Genomic DNA, 14,906 nt, shown 5'->3' with positions numbered 1-14,906 from the left:
AACCGGGGCGGTTGGCGGCGGCGTGACCCGGCGCCGCAGCGGTGCGGAGAAAAGTACACCAGGGAGGAAGAGCATGCCCGTCGTCGGTAGCCATCAATATCCCACCATGGAATCCGTGATCTACGGCAAGCCCGCGCCGGAGGCGCTGCGGGAGGAGGCCGAGCGGCTGGGCGCCAGGCGCGTCTATCTGATCGCGAGCCGCACCCTCAACACCACGACCGACGAAATCGAGAAGATCCGGTCGGCGCTCGGTGAGCGCCATGCGGCGACTTTTGACGGCGTGCCGCAGCACACGACCCGGGAGGTGGTGACGCAGATCGCCCGGCAGGCCAGGGATGCCCAGGCCGACCTGGTCGTTGCGATCGGCGGCGGCTCGGTAGTCGACGCGGCAAAGATCGTGCTGATGTGCATGGAGCACGAGATCTTCGAACCAAGGGGGCTCGACGGCTTCGAGACCACGCCAGACCGCCGCTTCGGACCGTTCCGAACCCCGAAGGTGCGGATGATCGCCATCCCGAGCACGCTCTCCGGCGGTGAATACAATTCAGGCGCGCTGGTCACCGACTCCGGCCGCAAGCTGAAGCAGATTTTCAATCATCCGATGATGATGCCGCGCAGCATCATCCTTGATCCGGCGATCACAAGATACAATTCTGCACGGCGGTGATGATGCCGAGCGTGCTGCGCTACAATCTGCCGGCCACGCAAGAGGCTCAGCGATCGGTCGCCGCCGCGCTCGGCGCGCCCGGCCGTGATGCCGGTGAAGCCTTCGCGGCCTTCATCGCGGAGCTCGGCCTGCCGCGGCGGCTCGCCGAGGTCGGCGTGGCCGAGGACCGTTTCGAGCTGATCGGCAAGAACGCCATGCTTTCGATCTTCACGCGGGCCAATCCGCAGCCGATCCGCGAGCCAGGTGACATCGTCAAGATACTCAGGCTGGCCGCCTGAAGAAGCGCCAGTTTTCCGTCATGGCCGACCGCATGGAAGGCCGCGTGCGAAAAGCAACCTTGGAGGAATACGCAATGTTTAGAGGCATCCGACTTGCTTGTGCATTCCTGATTGCGACATCCGCGCCCTGCTGGGCAGCCGATCCGGTCGGTGTCACCGCGACAAGCATCAAGATCGGCGGCATCTTTCCGCTCAGCGGGCCTGCTTCTTCGATCGGCCAGGTCGGGCATGGCGTGCTGGCGTATATGCGATCGGTCAACGAGCGCGGCGGCATCAATGGACGCAAGATCGACTATCTGATGCTGGATGACGCCTACAGCCCGCCGAAATCGGTGGAGCATGCACGGAAACTCGTCGAAGGCGACGAAGTCGCGTTCATGTTCAGCCAGCTCGGTACCGCAGGCAATACTGCCGTGGCAAAATATTTTGCTGCCAAGCGCGTGCCGACGATCGCAATCGTCACAGGCGCAAGCAAGTTCACCAATGTCAAGGACTATCCGCTGACCACCACCAGCCTCGTCAGCTATGACACCGAAGGAAAGATCTACGCCAAATATCTGACGCGCGCGTTGCCCTCGGCGAAATACGCCATTCTCTACCAGAATGACGATCTCGGCCGCGACTACGTCAACGCGTTCAAGGCCGTTCTCGGCCCCGAGTTCGACAAGCGCGTAGTCACCGCCAGCTACGAGGTCACCGAGCCGACGATCGACTCGCAAGTCGTAGCGCTGAAGAGCTCGGGTGCGCAGGCGCTGTTCATCGCAGGCACGCCCAAGTTCGCCGCGCAGGCGATCCGCCGCGCCGCCGAGACGGCGTGGAAGCCAACGATCCTGATCAACTTCCCGTCGTCGTCGATCGCCGGAACGATCAAACCGGCAGGGCTGGAGAATTCCGTCGGCGTCATCGTCGGCACCTTCAACAAGGATCCCAACGACGAGAGCTGGAAAGACGACGATGCCATCAAGGCCTATCGTGCCTTCTTCGATCGTTATCTGGCAGGCTCCGATATCACCAATACGAGCTATCTGACCGGCTATCAGCAGGGCATGCTGCTAGAACAGATCCTCAAGCAATGCGGCGACGACCTTTCGCGCGAGAACGTCATTAGGCAAGCGAAGTCGCTGAAGAACTTCACATTGTCGACCGCATTGCCCGGCATCCGGATCAACACCAGCGAGGCCAACAATATGGTTTGGACGCAACTGCAGCTTCAGCGCTGGACCGGAACCCACTGGGAGCCGTTCGGTGGGATACTTGACGCAAGCTCGGAGTAACCTTCCGCCCCGTGACTTCTCGGCCTCGAGGCGAGGACCGACGAGGGCGGAGACGATCAGGAGGAGGCATCATGGCTGACTTGCGGATATTCTCCTACTTGCCGAACCCCCGGGTCTGGAAGGCGACCATCGCAGCGCGGTTCTGCGGTGTGGAGGTAGAGGTCAGGGGAGCTCCGCCCAAGGAGCTCCGGGACTGGTTGTGGGACTATGACGCCCATCCTTTAGCGGAGCATGAACGCGCCTCGCTATCTTCGCTGGCTCGAACCGGTCGCGTTGGGCTGACCGGCTCGCAACTCTTCAAGACCGATGCGTTCATGGCAGCGCAGCCGTTCGGCAACGTGCCCGCCGCTTTCGGGCCTCATGGGACAATCGGGATCTTCGAGTCGAACAGCATCATGCGGGCGGTGGCGCGGCTCGGCGAGTCGAAGTCCGCGCTCTATGGTCGCGACGCCTATGAGGCGTCCAGGATCGACAGCTTTCTCGATGTCAGCCTGGTCTTCGCCAGGGACTCACAGATTTATCTCCTGGCGCTATCGAGCGACACGGTCGATGCCGCCGTCCATGCGCGAGCCCAGGAGGCGTTTGCGATCTATGCTTCGGGCATCGAGCGGGCGCTGTCGCAGCAGCGCGAGGCGCTGGTGGGCACTGGGCTATCGCTGGCCGACATCTGCTTCGCTGCGGAGCTGGCGCTTTTCATGAACGAGCATGCGCGGGCCAATCAGTTGCGCAAGCTTGGGCTGGAGAGGATCCTGCATCCGGCGGTCCAAGATGACTATCCGCTGACTTTTGCTCATTTCTCCCGTCTCGTCGAGCACGTGCATTTCCGGCCTGATCTAAAGCCATACGTCGAAAAGCTGTTGTCGAAGGCCGCTGCCTGAGCAGCCGGCCGAGCGAGGAGGACTGATCGCATGACCGCGCCTGTCTGCCTGATATCCGGTGTCGGCCCCGGCACAGGTTCCGCTCTCGCAAGGCGATTTGCCGAGAGCGGCTATCGCGTCGCTCTGCTGGCCAGGAACGAGGAACGTTTGGCGGCCCTGGAGAAGGAACTGCCGGGCGCAAAGGGATTTCGCTGCGATGTTTCCGATCCTGACCAAGTCGAAGCGGTCGGAGCCGCCGTGGAGCGCGACCTCGGCAATCCCGCTGTGGTGATTCATAACGCGGTTGGCGGTGCATTCGGCACATTTCGCGAAATCGATCCGTCTATCCTGAACCGCAACTTCCAGGTCAACACGATGGGGCTGCTATATCTGGCAAGGCGATTTGCCCCAGCGATGGTGACGGCTGGCCAGGGCGCCATCGTGGCCACCGGCAACACGTCGGCATTGCGGGGCAAAGCCGGCTTTGCAGGTTTCGCGCCGACCAAGGCGGCGCAGCGAATTCTGGCCGAAGCGATGGCACGTGATCTCGGACCGCAGGGTGTTCACGTCGCCTATGTTGTCGTCGATGCCGTGATTGATCTCGAATGGACGCGGAAGCGCTGGCCGGACCGACCAGACGATTTCTTCATCAAGCCGCGCGCCATCGCGGATGAGATCTGGCACGTCGTCCACCAGGACCGCAGCGCGTGGTCGTTCAACGTTGAATTGCGACCGTTTGGAGAAAGCTGGTAGTCGAGAAGTGTCGCCGCGGGGCGCATCCTTCCGGACTACGAAATGTCGCGAGGGTGGCCCAGACGGCACAAAAAGGCGGCCTTGAGACGAGGGCGATTGAAGCCCGTGGCTTGGACATCGAGATCGGGCTAGCTAGCCAGCCCAGGGCGGAAGCGGGCCTCGGCTCGGCCACCGACGGTCGGATCAGCGCCCGTGCGTCGCTGCCATGGAGGACGACAGGGCCTCTTCGACCGAAGTCGCGGTGGCGCTCTGCGGGCTCCACTTCGCCGGTCCGACATAGAGCAGCGTCTGTCTGAGCACCGATGCGACTGCGCGATAGCCAAGGATTCGATTAACGATCAAGATCGGGATCGCTGCCGCCTTTGGCTTGCGGCTGGCACACCTTTGCACTAAACATCGACCACCTGGCTAGCCGGAAGATGATGATTTTCCAGTCGATTTTTGGGCTGCGCCCTAGGGGTGGCAGAGAGTCCCTCTCTCTCCGCCATTTCTACGCCGCAGCTCTCCCCATTATCCGATAGCTCGAATCTACCTCAAGGCCACCGCTAATGCCTCGCGCAAGTTGTAGTTTGCGCGATGGCGGCGCCGAAAAGGGCTGCACAGCGGAACGGTACCGGGTGACGGCCATGGCGCACATCAATGTGCCGAGCACGCCACCGAAGTTGTAGGCCGTTAAACCTGACCCGGCGATCGCGACGTCGAGCCCATCGGAGGTCAACATCGTCCGTAACCACGTGAAGGCGCAATATACGGCAAGCTAGGCCGTGTACCCATAAGCTTGGCGGCGTCATGTGACTGGTGACTACGTCCGCTTCGCTCCAATAGCGACCATGTTCGTGCGGCAGCGCGATATGTCGCGATTGGCCATAAGATGACATGGGCTTATGACTACTTTTGGCGCTGAGCGGAAGCGCGTGACAACTTGTCAGGCGATCTTTCCGCGCGCTTTGTTAGCGGCAGACCACCGCCGCTCGATCTCTTTTACAGCCCTCTTCATGCTCGCCAGATACTTCTTGGCTGCCATTTCAGGAGTCATCGAGGATGAGAAGAAGATCAGATTGAGACTGCCGAGAACGGGCCCCCCGCCTGGAATGGCCAGTGCGATCGCACTGATGCCCGCCTCCGATCCACCAACCGACGATGCGTAGCCGTCCGTCTTTGTTTGCGCTAGAATATCGTTGATGAAGCGGTGGTCCTTCGCCAACGCCGCGTCTTCCTCGACCAGCGATGCGGTCAGGTCCAGCATTTCACGCCGTAGCGTCGGCGCGCAGGCGGCCAGGATGGCCTTCCCAAGCGCACTACGCACCAAGGATCTCCTCCTTCCGACCATTGAGCGATGAACGGAGAACGGACTGAAAGGATGTGTGCTCTCGCGGATGAGCACCGAGCCGAGCTCGAAGACTCCGAAGTCACTGGGCCATGAGACGTCATCCAGAAGACCGAACATCGCAGGCAGAGCCGCCTGGCTCGATAGGTCGCGCGAAGACACCCCTTCGCTCAAGGTGCGCACCTGCGGCGTCAATGCGAAGAGGGCGTTCGTCTCGTCTAAGGTCACGTAGCCATCTTCGCGTAGCGTATCGAGCAAGCGATAGCAGGTCGTCCGGTTGAGACCGGTCCTCTTCGCGAGCCGTACGACGTTCGACGGTCCGCTCGCATTTAGCTCATTGATCAGCGCCAATCCTCGGGAAAGTGCCCTGACATTGCGGTGCATGATCGCCTCCGGACGTGTTCGCAGTGCGAACATTTCACAGACTCAGATGGAATCATAGTTCAATCGGCGGCAATCCATCGTCCGCACGCCCAAACAGGCGGCGACGGGAGGAAACGATGGTTCATTCAAGGTTTTATTTATCCTCGGCCGTGTGTCTGGCCTTGGCGGCGCCAGCGGCGGCGCAGACCGCCGGAGGCACTCCGAACCTCAGCGATGGCAAGGTCAAGATCGGCGTTCTGACCGACATCGCCGGTCCGACATCCATGGCGAACGGCAAGGGTTCGGTCGTCGCCGCCCAGATGGCCGCCGAAGACTTCGGCGCTGGCCTGAACGTCGAAGTGATCTCGGCCGACCATTCCGGCAAGCCCGACATCGGTTCTCAGATCGCTGGCCGCTGGTTCGACGTGGAAGGCGTCGATGCGGTCGCGGACATGCAGGGCTCGCCGATCGGCTTCGCCGTCCAGAACATGGCCGCTCAGAAGAGCAAGATCATGCTGCTCTCGGGATCGACCTCGTCCGACTTCAACGGCAAGGCCTGTTCGCCGCTTACGGTCCAGTGGACGGTCGATACCTACAATCTCGCAAAGGGCGCAGCCAAGTCCGTGATCGAGGCAGGTGGTACCAAGTGGTACTTCCTGACTGTCGATCAGGCGTACGGCAATGCCCTGACGCGCGATACGTCGGAGCAAGTCAAGCTCAACGGCGGCCAGGTGGTGGGCAACTCCGTCTTTCCGCCGAACACATCCGACTTTGCGTCCTTTCTGCTGACCGCCTCCAGCGCGGGCGCCAACGTCATCGCGATCGCGGCTTCCAGCGGCGATACCGTGACGGCGCTGAAGCAGGCCGATGAATTTGGGCTGAGCGCGAAGGCCAAGATCGTGCCGCTACAATCGGTGCTGACGGACGTACATGCGGTGGGCCTGAAGATCGCGCATGACGCCTACGAAGTGTCCCCGTTCTACTGGGACCGGACGCCCGAAACGCGCGCCTGGGCCGAGAAATTCTTCGCGAAGGCGAAGCAAATGCCGACCGGCTTCCATGCCGGCGTCTACTCGTCCGTCGCGCACTACCTGAAGGCGGTCAAGGCGACGAGCACCGACGACGCTCCGACGGTGATGAAGCGGATGGAAAAGGAGCGGGTACACGACTTCTTCGCGGCCGACGGCTACATTCGCGCAGATCGCAAGATGATCCACGACATGTACCTGCTCCAGGTGAAGAAGCCCGGAGAGAACAAGGGTGATTGGGACCTCTACAACGTCGTGCAGACGTTGCCTGGTGAATCCGTCAATCGCCCGCTTTCCGAAAGCTCATGTCAGCTGGTGAAGAAGTAGGCTGCCGCCATCATTCGAGAGATCAACTCGACGTTCGAAGGAATTCGACCATGTCAGTCGCCATCGTCTGCGCTTCCCATACTCCCTTGATGTACAAGGGACCTGCCAGCAATGAGACCGAGCAGCGCGTCCGAACCGCGTTCGGACGTCTCGGAAGTTTCGTGAAGGAGTTCGCGCCGGACTACATCGTCCAGTTCGCGCCCGATCACTTCAACGGCTTCTTCTACGACCTGATGCCCGCGTTCTGCGTCGGAGCCGGAGCCGTCTCGCTGGGCGACTGGGGAGGCGGGACAGGCCCGCTGGACGTTCCGGAGAAGACGGCGCTCGAACTCATCGACCACGTGCGGGCCGAGGATTTCGACATCGCGGTGTCCTACCGCATGCCGGTCGATCACGGCTTCGTCCAGTTGTGGGAAGCGATGTTCGGGGACTTCAAGTCCATTCCGATCTTGCCGATCTTCGTGAACGCCGCCGCGCCCCCGGTGCCGACCTATCGCCGGGCCCGCCAACTCGGTGAATCCGTTGGCCGCTTCGCCATGCGGTCCGGCAAGCGGGTGCTGTTTGCCGCATCCGGCGGGCTCTCACACGATCCACCGCTCCCGTCGATCAAGGATGCGCCGCCCGAAATCCGTGAACGCCTGATCAACGGCCGGAATCCGACGGCCGAGGCCAAGGAAGCCCGCGAGAAGCGCGTGCTCGAGGCAGGTGTTCTCGCCGAGGCGGGCAAGGGGCCGTGCCAGCCGCTCAACCCCGAGTGGGATGCGGAGTTCATGGAGATCCTGCGGAGCGGTCAGATCTGGCGCGCCGACGCGCTCGAGACCGGCAAGGTCCGCGAAGTCGCGGGGCGCGGCGCCAACGAGGTGCTCGCATGGGTCGCCGCCTTCGGGGCCTTTTCCACGGGCGGCCAATTCAAGATGGAGCAGGAATTCTACGAAGCGATTCCGGGCTGGATCGCCGGCATGGCGATGATGGCGGCCAGACAGGCCGACGGATCTCATTGATCGACTAACCCCGCGCGAATGCGGAAGCTTCGCGGAGCAGGCAAATGGCATACGAAACGGACGTACTCATCATCGGCGCCGGCCCCACGGGCTCGACGACCGCCCTGGCGCTCGCCATTTGCGGCGTTCGCAGTCACATCATATCGCGCGGCAACTGGATGGCCGACAGCCCGCGCGCCCACATCACGAACCAGCGTGCCAACGAGGTCTTCCGCGATCTCGGAATCGCGGAGGACGTCGCCCGCTACGCGAGCCCCTGGGAGCTCATGGGCGACACGACCTTCACGACCAGCTTGGCCGGCTCCGAGTTGATCCGGATGCGGACGTGGGGGACCGGTGACGACCGCCGCGGCGATTATCTGCGCGCGAGCCCCTGCGGCATGGTCGACATCATCCAACCATTGCTAGAGCCAATTCTGTTTCAAAAGGCGGCCGAGAAGGGCGCGACCTTCGCATTCAACACCGAGTACGTCCGGCATGAGCAGGATGCGGACGGCGTGACGGCCATGTTGCGCGATCGCCTCGACGGGCGAGAGTACACTGTCCGCGCGCGCTATATGGTGGGTGCGGACGGGGCGCGCTCCTGGGTGGTGGACCATCTGGGCTTGCCGATCGAAGGACAGATGGCGCGCGCAGGTACCGTCTACACCGTCTTCAACTGTGACCTGACCAAATACAGCAAGCATCGGCCGAGCATCCTGAACTGGATCGTGACGCCGGATGCGAGCTTCGGCGAGATCGGCATGGGCCTGCTGCGGGCCGTGCATCCCTGGACGCAGTGGATCGCCGGCTGGGGTTTCGACATCAGCAAGGGCGAGCCGGACTTATCTCCGGAAACGATCATTCCGAAGATAAAGGTTCTGATCGGCGACCCATCCGTCGACATCGACATCGTGCGCACATCGATCTGGTACGTAAACCAGGCCTACGTGACCCAATATTCGAAAGGCAGGGTGCACTGCGGCGGCGATGCGGTCCACCGGCACCCGCCGTCAAGCGGATTGGGCAACAATACCTGCGTCCAGGACGCCCACAACCTCGGTTGGAAGCTCGCCTACTCGGTTAAGGGCTGGGCCGGTCCGAAGCTGCTGGAAAGCTACTCGCAGGAGCGGGCGCCGGTCGGAAAGCAGATCGTGCTGCGGGCGAACCAATCCCGGCTCGATTACGCCCCGCTGAACGCATGCTTCAGGGTGCAGGGCGCTGAGAACCCGGTCGGCGCGGGCATCGCGCGCTTCCGCGATCCGGGTCCGGAAGGCGTGGCCGCCCGGAAGGCGGCCCAGGCGGCGCTGAACCTGAAGCAGACGGAATTCAACGCCCAAGGCACCGAGATGAACCAGCGGTACGAATCCTCGGCCGTGATTCCCGACGTCGATGTCAAGCCGGAGGAGTGGCGGCGGGATCGCGGCCTCTACCATCAACCGACGTCGCGCCCGGGTGCCAAGATCCCGCATGCCTGGCTCGTCGATCGTGATGGCTTGCGCGTGTCGACGCTGGACGTGACCGGAAAGGGCCTCTTCACCGTCGTGACCGGCCTCGCCGGCGCGGCATGGAAGGAAGCAGCGCTGCGCCTCGATCTGCCATTCCTCCGCGTCGTGGTGACAGGTTCGCCTGAGGCACAGGACCTCTATTGCGAGTGGCAGCGCATTCGCGAGATCGAGGAAGCCGGAGTTCTGCTTGTCCGCCCGGATGGCGTGGTCGCCTGGCGCGACATGGAGGGGACGTCCGACGCAAGCGCGGCCTTCGATCGGCTCAGTGCAGCCATCCGGGCGGTCCTTGATCTCCCGGACCTCTCGGCCATCCCGCGCGAGAAACGATCCTCTCCGTCGAGGCCCAGCGGCACCCCGCTTTTCGCCTGACATCAACGAACGAGACCAGCTATGAGCGACAAAAGACCAGAGAACTTTTCCAGCGTCTGGGCCGATCTGAGGGGCTTTTCCTTCAAACAGCACTTCATCGACGCCGGCGGAATTCGGACCCGCTGCATCGAGTCGGGCGACCCGTCCAAGCCGCTCGTCTTGGCGCTGCACGGCGTCGGCGGCCATGCAGAGGCATATTCCAGAAACTTCGGTCCGCACGCCAATCATTTCTGGTTCGTCGCCATCGACATGCTGGGACACGGTTGGACCGACAAGCCGGCCATCGACTACCAGGTCAAGGACTACGCCGACCACGTCCTCGCTGTCCTCAAGAAGCTGGGCAGGGATAAGGCGATGATCAGTGGTGAGTCGCTCGGCGGCTGGGTCGCTACCTATCTGGCCGTGCATCGTCCTGCTGCGGTGGAGAAGCTTGTCCTAAACACCGCCGGTGGCTGGACGGCGCATCCCCAGGTGATGGAGCGGCTGAAAAGGCTGTCCAACGAGGCTGCATCCGATCCTTCTTGGGAGCGGATCAAGGCGCGGCTCGAATTCCTGATGTGCGACAAGAGCATGGTTTCGGACGATCTGATCGAGACCCGCCGCGCAATCTACGCGCAACCGGGGTTCGCCGACACGATGAAGCGGATCATGTGCCTGCAGGAGATGGAAATCCGCCGGCCCAACATGATCACCGCCGACCAATACCGGTCGATCAACACCCCAACGATGGTCGTATGGACCTCGCACGATCCGACCGCGACTCCCGAGGAGGGGAAGCAAATCGCGGACATGATTCCGGGCTCGAAATTCGTGGTCATGAACCGCTGCGGCCACTGGCCCCAGTTCGAGGACGCTGAGCAGTTCAATCGGCTCCAGATCGAATTCCTGCGGACCGGCAAATAAGGATCGTTCAGATGAACCAGCAAACCAAGCGCAGCGAACTCGCCGCTCAGATCCGCGCCGCTTATTCGGGCGCTCCGATCGCGCCTATTCGGCCGCAGTTGGCGGACCTAGACGTCGACGCGGCCTACGCGATCCAGCAGGAGAACACAGCGCATTGGGAGAAGGAAGGTCGTCGCGTGGTCGGAAGCAAGATCGGGCTGACATCGCGCGCGGTGCAGAAGCAACTCGGCGTCGACAGGCCAGATTTCGGAGTTCTCTTCGCCGATATGATCGTGGGCGAGGACGAGCCTGTCGCTGCGGGGCGTGTGCTTCAGCCGAAGATCGAAGCTGAAGTGGCTTTCCTTCTTGATCGGGACGTCGAGGTCGAGGCGCCCACCGTGGCCGACGTGCTGCGCGCGGTGGCCTACGCGATGCCCGCCCTCGAGATCGTCGGCAGCCGCATCACCAATTGGGACATCGGCATCGTCGATACCGTCGCCGACAACGCGTCGTCGGGTCTTTTCGTCCTCGGAGGGCCCGTGCGCCGACTGGATGGCTTGGATCTCCGTGCCCTCCAGATGCAGATGACGAGGAAGGACGAGATCGTCTCGAAGGGGGCCGGCGCGGCCTGTCTCGGCAATCCGCTCAACGCGATAGCCTGGCTCGCCGGCGAACTTGCTCGCCGCAAGCGGCCGCTGCGCGCCGGCGACGTCGTGCTCTCCGGAGCGCTCGGTCCGATGGTGCCCGTGAACCCGGGCGACGCTTTCGAGGCCAACATCGCTGGGCTTGGCACTGTCTCGGCACGGTTCGCCTAAGCACGTCCGAAGGGACACCCAAATGACGCTCGTCAGATTCGGTAATCCCGGCGCCGAAAAGCCAGGGCTCGTCGACGATCGGGGCCGCCTGCGCGACCTGTCGAACGTCATCGCCGACCTCACCCCCGCCAACCTGTCGCGTTCAGCGTTGGAAAAGATCGCTGCGATTGCTCCATCCACGCTGCCGCTCGTCGCCGGCGAGCCGCGTTTCGGCGTACCGGTCGCAGATGTCGGAAAGTTCATAGCAATCGGTCTGAACTATGCCGATCATGCGGCGGAGGCGAACCTTCCGCTGCCCTCCGAGCCCATCGTATTTCAGAAGGCGATCACGTCACTCAGCGGTCCGAACGACGACGTCGTTCTGCCGAAAGGTTCGACGAAGTCGGACTGGGAGGTCGAGCTCGGCATCGTGATAGGCGCGCGAGCTTCGTACGTCGAGCGCCCCGACGCGCTCGCTCACGTCGCCGGCTACTGCGTCGTGAACGACGTCAGCGAGCGCGAGTATCAGATGGAGCGCGGCGGCACGTGGGACAAGGGAAAGGGCTGCGACAGCTTCGGGCCTGTCGGACCCTGGCTGGTGACGACGGACGAGGTTGCCGACCCGCAGGCGCTCGACGTCTGGCTCGACGTCAATGGGAAACGCATGCAGGCGGGTAACACCCGGACCATGATCTTCGACTGCGCCGAGATCGTCAGCTACGTCAGCCGCTTCATGACGCTGATGCCCGGCGATATCATCGCGACCGGCACGCCGCCCGGGGTGGGCATGGGCAAGAAGCCCGCTGCGATCTATCTCAAGCCGGGCGACGTCATGACGCTCGGAATCGAGAGTCTCGGAACGCAACGCCAGCAAACTCGCGAATGGTCGCCCGCCGCGAGGCCGCGATCGTGACCGTCTATAGCGGAAGATTCGAAGGACGAACGGCCGTCGTCACTGGCGCGGCGTCCGGCATCGGTCGCGACGCGGCTCGTCGCCTGGCGGCCGAGGGCGCCCGGGTCTCTATGTGGGACTTGAACGCCTCCGCCCTCGCCGCCGCAGCGGCGGAGGCCGGCGCGGCACACACGCAGTCGGTCGACGTCGGGGAGGAACACGCGGCTGATGCCGCCATGCGGCGGAGCATCGACGAGCTGGGCGGCCGGCTCGACATTCTGGTAGCCAGCGCCGGCATCACGGGACCGAATGGCGCCCTGAAGGATTACCCGGGCAGCGATTGGCGCAAGGTCTTTGAGGTCAATGTCAACGGGGCCTTCTACTGCAACCGCGCCGCTGTCCGCCCGATGGAGAAGGGCGGCTACGGTCGCATCGTGAACGTCGCCTCGGTCGCAGGAAAAGAAGGCAACCCGAACGCTTCGGCCTACAGTGCGTCCAAAGCTGCGGTGATCGCGCTTACCAAATCGCTGGGCAAGGAAACGGCCACGACCGGCATCCGCGTCAACTGCATCACGCCCGCGGCCATCAGAACGCCGCTGTTCGACCAGATGACACCCCAGCACATCGATTTTATGCTGTCGAAGATACCGCTCGGGAGGTTCGGTACCGTTGAGGAAGCGACGTCGCTAGTCTGCTGGCTCGCAAGTGAAGAATGCTCGTTCAGTACGGGTGCGGTGTTTGATCTGTCTGGCGGCCGGGCGACATATTGACGGCATCGTCCTTCGGACGCGTCAGATTGCCTTCGCTACTGATTGCATGAGGCCTCGAAATTAGGAAAGAGCCGGATCGTCCTCTCTGAATTTGTGCGACTGCATCAGCATCTCGATGGGCGGGATCTCGAAGGGGCATTGACGATCCTCAGGTCATACGGCTTCGAATACATCTCCGCATGGCGGTGATGGCAGGTCAGGATTCGCTCCGTGCCCTGGAGGAATTGAAGTCTCATCTAGATCAATGCGCTGGGATGACGATCCGAAGCATCTCCTCTAGGCTTATGAGCAGATCCAGATTGCCCTGCTCGAAATCGTTTACGAAGCTTCCGCTCAGGGGTTTGATCTCGACTGACATTTCCGGCGACTTGGACGAGTAGGGCATCTATACAGTCATGCCGCTCACTGCAGTTTCGCGATGTTCTGCCAGATAGCGAACCGGAGGCTTGCCTAAGGTCTTTCGAAACATATTGACGAAACTGCTTGCGTTCTCGTATCCGAGCTCTATGGCGACTGTCTTGACGCTGTCACCGCGCGCCATTCTTTGCAATGCCAGGATAACATGAAGCTGGTGTCTCCAGCGTCCGAAGCTCATTCCGATTTCCTGTATGAGCAAGCGGCTTAAGGTGCGCTCGCTCATGCCAAGCGCACTTGCCCAATTCGCGAACGAGGTCTTCGCGCTCGGATCGGCTATCAGCATCTCCGCGAGACGCCGAAGACGCGCCTCTCTTGGCATCGGTAAGTTCAGGTCACTGATCGGCGCATCGCACAGCTCGTCCAACAAGGTCATCACCAGTCGATCTTCGCGACCTCCGAGCGGATAACACTCCGGAAGTTCAGCCACTCTGAGGATCAGCTCCCGGATCAAGGGTGATATCGTGATCGTGGCGCACGTCTTGGGCAGGCTTTTGGTGGCGCTCGGTTCAATATACAGGCAGTGGCATTCTACGAGACCAGCGCCACGAGCCGAGTGCGCCAGCTGACCGGGGATCCATAACGCGCATCCGGGCGGTACTAGCCAAACCTTATTGGCCGTCTCGCAGCAAAGAATGCCCCGCTTGGAGTACAGCAATTGAGCTTTGCGATGCTGGTGCCGATCATAGGTCCAATCATTCGACAGAATTCCGCTTCGCAGTGCAACGGCGCGGGGTACGCGGTCGATGTCGGTGTCAACAAAGCGATGGAGCATCTCGCCGCCTTTCAAAGTCTTGTGCCGGCGACTTGCCTGCCGAGATGTTCGAAGTCGACCATCGCAAATCGACAGGGGAGCGGCCATCCTAAACGCGACTTTTTTGAGCTAATCTAAACCGGCTGTCATCGAGCGCCTAGGTGCTGGCTCAAAAGTCGGATTCATTGACGAGATTTGCAGGCGCATGCGCAATTCGCAGCAGCCGCCAGGAGGCGCGAGCTGCATAGATTCCGGGCAGAGCCACAGAGACAATTGCGGTCGCTGCTATATGAAGCCCATCGCGCATGCCGTCGAAAACGCCGCCCACGACGCTGGTGACCATCAGAAAGCCACCTAGCAGCAAGGAACCAAGAATCGCGGCGCGCCGCCGCGTGACGAGAGGAAGTAGGGCAGGAATGATCCATATCGAACATGCGACGCCAAAGTACCAAAGAGCCATCGCATCGAACGCCGTTGGCGCCGTGCCGGAGCCGTCGATCTGACGGTTAACCCATGTAAGGATTTGGATGACCGCGTAGATCGTGTTTCCGAGGCCACAGACCGACCACAGCAATGCCACCCTTTGACGGGCGAATCGAGCGGCGAGTTCGTTCGTCAGATCAGTCATCGCCGTAATCCTCGAAGTCGACATCTTAATTTGCATCCTGG

At 62.1% G+C, this 14,906-nt stretch carries 16 protein-coding genes; 12 read left to right on the top strand and 4 right to left on the bottom strand.

The window, feature by feature from the left end:
• Window positions 1–73: 73 nt before the first annotated feature.
• The 5 genes from XI05_RS01340 (at window position 74) to XI05_RS01320 (ending at window position 3,829) form a co-directional block, all read left to right on the top strand.
• Window positions 74–667 carry an iron-containing alcohol dehydrogenase gene (locus tag XI05_RS01340; RefSeq protein ID WP_271498172.1) on the top strand — a complete coding sequence of 198 codons (594 nt, stop codon included), beginning with the start codon at window positions 74–76 and terminating at the stop codon, window positions 665–667.
• Window positions 668–669: 2 nt separating this feature from the next.
• A complete protein-coding gene (locus tag XI05_RS01335) occupies window positions 670–945 on the top strand; it encodes an iron-containing alcohol dehydrogenase (RefSeq protein ID WP_271498170.1) in 276 nt (91 codons plus the stop codon).
• A gap of 74 nt (window positions 946–1,019) precedes the next feature.
• Window positions 1,020–2,219, top strand: a complete 1,200-nt coding sequence (locus XI05_RS01330) for an ABC transporter substrate-binding protein (RefSeq protein WP_271498168.1) — start codon at window positions 1,020–1,022, stop codon at window positions 2,217–2,219.
• Between the two features lie 71 nt (window positions 2,220–2,290).
• Entirely contained in the window at window positions 2,291–3,097 is an 807-nt protein-coding gene (locus tag XI05_RS01325) for a glutathione S-transferase (protein ID WP_271498167.1), read from the top strand.
• A 30-nt stretch (window positions 3,098–3,127) separates the two neighbouring features.
• Complete coding sequence (locus tag XI05_RS01320; RefSeq protein WP_271498165.1) at window positions 3,128–3,829, top strand: SDR family NAD(P)-dependent oxidoreductase; 702 nt, start codon at window positions 3,128–3,130, stop codon at window positions 3,827–3,829.
• Between the two features lie 183 nt (window positions 3,830–4,012).
• Here XI05_RS01320 and XI05_RS01315 read toward each other — a convergent pair whose 3' ends face one another.
• Both XI05_RS01315 and XI05_RS01310 read right to left on the bottom strand, forming a co-directional pair.
• A complete protein-coding gene (locus tag XI05_RS01315; RefSeq protein ID WP_271498163.1) occupies window positions 4,013–4,171 on the bottom strand; it encodes a hypothetical protein in 159 nt (52 codons plus the stop codon).
• Between the two features lie 583 nt (window positions 4,172–4,754).
• Window positions 4,755–5,540, bottom strand: a complete 786-nt coding sequence (locus XI05_RS01310) for a helix-turn-helix domain-containing protein (protein WP_271498161.1) — start codon at window positions 5,538–5,540, stop codon at window positions 4,755–4,757.
• A 161-nt stretch (window positions 5,541–5,701) separates the two neighbouring features.
• Here XI05_RS01310 and XI05_RS01305 point away from each other — a divergent pair, with 161 nt between their 5' ends.
• The 7 genes from XI05_RS01305 to XI05_RS01275 are packed head-to-tail and all read left to right on the top strand — an operon-like array spanning window position 5,702 to window position 13,069.
• On the top strand, window positions 5,702–6,874 hold the full coding sequence (locus tag XI05_RS01305; RefSeq protein WP_271498159.1) for an ABC transporter substrate-binding protein: 1,173 nt from the start codon (window positions 5,702–5,704) through the stop codon (window positions 6,872–6,874).
• A gap of 50 nt (window positions 6,875–6,924) precedes the next feature.
• A complete protein-coding gene (locus tag XI05_RS01300) occupies window positions 6,925–7,875 on the top strand; it encodes a 3-carboxyethylcatechol 2,3-dioxygenase (protein WP_271498157.1) in 951 nt (316 codons plus the stop codon).
• Between the two features lie 44 nt (window positions 7,876–7,919).
• Entirely contained in the window at window positions 7,920–9,731 is a 1,812-nt protein-coding gene (locus XI05_RS01295) for an FAD-dependent monooxygenase (RefSeq protein ID WP_271498155.1), read from the top strand.
• Window positions 9,732–9,752: 21 nt separating this feature from the next.
• Complete coding sequence (locus XI05_RS01290) at window positions 9,753–10,634, top strand: alpha/beta fold hydrolase (protein ID WP_271498153.1); 882 nt, start codon at window positions 9,753–9,755, stop codon at window positions 10,632–10,634.
• Between the two features lie 11 nt (window positions 10,635–10,645).
• On the top strand, window positions 10,646–11,428 hold the full coding sequence (locus XI05_RS01285; RefSeq protein ID WP_271498151.1) for a 2-keto-4-pentenoate hydratase: 783 nt from the start codon (window positions 10,646–10,648) through the stop codon (window positions 11,426–11,428).
• A 22-nt stretch (window positions 11,429–11,450) separates the two neighbouring features.
• On the top strand, window positions 11,451–12,320 hold the full coding sequence (locus XI05_RS01280) for a fumarylacetoacetate hydrolase family protein (protein ID WP_271498149.1): 870 nt from the start codon (window positions 11,451–11,453) through the stop codon (window positions 12,318–12,320).
• Window positions 12,290–13,069, top strand: a complete 780-nt coding sequence (locus tag XI05_RS01275; RefSeq protein WP_271498148.1) for an SDR family NAD(P)-dependent oxidoreductase — start codon at window positions 12,290–12,292, stop codon at window positions 13,067–13,069. The genes XI05_RS01280 and XI05_RS01275 overlap by 31 nt, the downstream gene beginning before the upstream one ends.
• A 385-nt stretch (window positions 13,070–13,454) precedes the next feature.
• Here XI05_RS01275 and XI05_RS01270 read toward each other — a convergent pair whose 3' ends face one another.
• Together XI05_RS01270 and XI05_RS01265 are read right to left on the bottom strand one after the other, a co-directional pair.
• The gene (locus XI05_RS01270) at window positions 13,455–14,345 is read right to left on the bottom strand and encodes an AraC family transcriptional regulator (RefSeq protein ID WP_271498146.1); all 891 of its coding nucleotides are present in this window, start codon (window positions 14,343–14,345) and stop codon (window positions 13,455–13,457) included.
• 61 nt (window positions 14,346–14,406) lie between these two features.
• Window positions 14,407–14,865 carry a hypothetical protein gene (locus XI05_RS01265; RefSeq protein ID WP_271498144.1) on the bottom strand — a complete coding sequence of 153 codons (459 nt, stop codon included), beginning with the start codon at window positions 14,863–14,865 and terminating at the stop codon, window positions 14,407–14,409.
• Window positions 14,866–14,906 lie beyond the last annotated feature (41 nt).

The organism is Bradyrhizobium sp. CCBAU 11357, assembly GCF_028128865.1.
GTDB lineage: Bacteria > Pseudomonadota > Alphaproteobacteria > Rhizobiales > Xanthobacteraceae > Bradyrhizobium.
Note: the sequence above shows the minus strand (reverse complement) of the source record. Positions and strands in the feature narration are given on the sequence as shown.

What these genes read in the sequence shown, in the direction of transcription:
- XI05_RS01340 (WP_271498172.1), top strand. Translation starts at nt 74, where the DNA reads ATGCCCGTCGTCGGTAGCCATCAATATCCCACCATGGAATCCGTGATC.
- XI05_RS01335 (WP_271498170.1), top strand. Translation starts at nt 670, where the DNA reads ATGCCGAGCGTGCTGCGCTACAATCTGCCGGCCACGCAAGAGGCTCAG.
- XI05_RS01330 (WP_271498168.1), top strand. Translation starts at nt 1,020, where the DNA reads ATGTTTAGAGGCATCCGACTTGCTTGTGCATTCCTGATTGCGACATCC.
- XI05_RS01325 (WP_271498167.1), top strand. Translation starts at nt 2,291, where the DNA reads ATGGCTGACTTGCGGATATTCTCCTACTTGCCGAACCCCCGGGTCTGG.
- XI05_RS01320 (WP_271498165.1), top strand. Translation starts at nt 3,128, where the DNA reads ATGACCGCGCCTGTCTGCCTGATATCCGGTGTCGGCCCCGGCACAGGT.
- XI05_RS01310 (WP_271498161.1), bottom strand. Translation starts at nt 5,540, where the DNA reads ATGCACCGCAATGTCAGGGCACTTTCCCGAGGATTGGCGCTGATCAAT.
- XI05_RS01300 (WP_271498157.1), top strand. Translation starts at nt 6,925, where the DNA reads ATGTCAGTCGCCATCGTCTGCGCTTCCCATACTCCCTTGATGTACAAG.
- XI05_RS01295 (WP_271498155.1), top strand. Translation starts at nt 7,920, where the DNA reads ATGGCATACGAAACGGACGTACTCATCATCGGCGCCGGCCCCACGGGC.
- XI05_RS01290 (WP_271498153.1), top strand. Translation starts at nt 9,753, where the DNA reads ATGAGCGACAAAAGACCAGAGAACTTTTCCAGCGTCTGGGCCGATCTG.
- XI05_RS01285 (WP_271498151.1), top strand. Translation starts at nt 10,646, where the DNA reads ATGAACCAGCAAACCAAGCGCAGCGAACTCGCCGCTCAGATCCGCGCC.
- XI05_RS01280 (WP_271498149.1), top strand. Translation starts at nt 11,451, where the DNA reads ATGACGCTCGTCAGATTCGGTAATCCCGGCGCCGAAAAGCCAGGGCTC.
- XI05_RS01275 (WP_271498148.1), top strand. Translation starts at nt 12,290, where the DNA reads ATGGTCGCCCGCCGCGAGGCCGCGATCGTGACCGTCTATAGCGGAAGA.
- XI05_RS01270 (WP_271498146.1), bottom strand. Translation starts at nt 14,345, where the DNA reads ATGGCCGCTCCCCTGTCGATTTGCGATGGTCGACTTCGAACATCTCGG.
- XI05_RS01265 (WP_271498144.1), bottom strand. Translation starts at nt 14,865, where the DNA reads ATGACTGATCTGACGAACGAACTCGCCGCTCGATTCGCCCGTCAAAGG.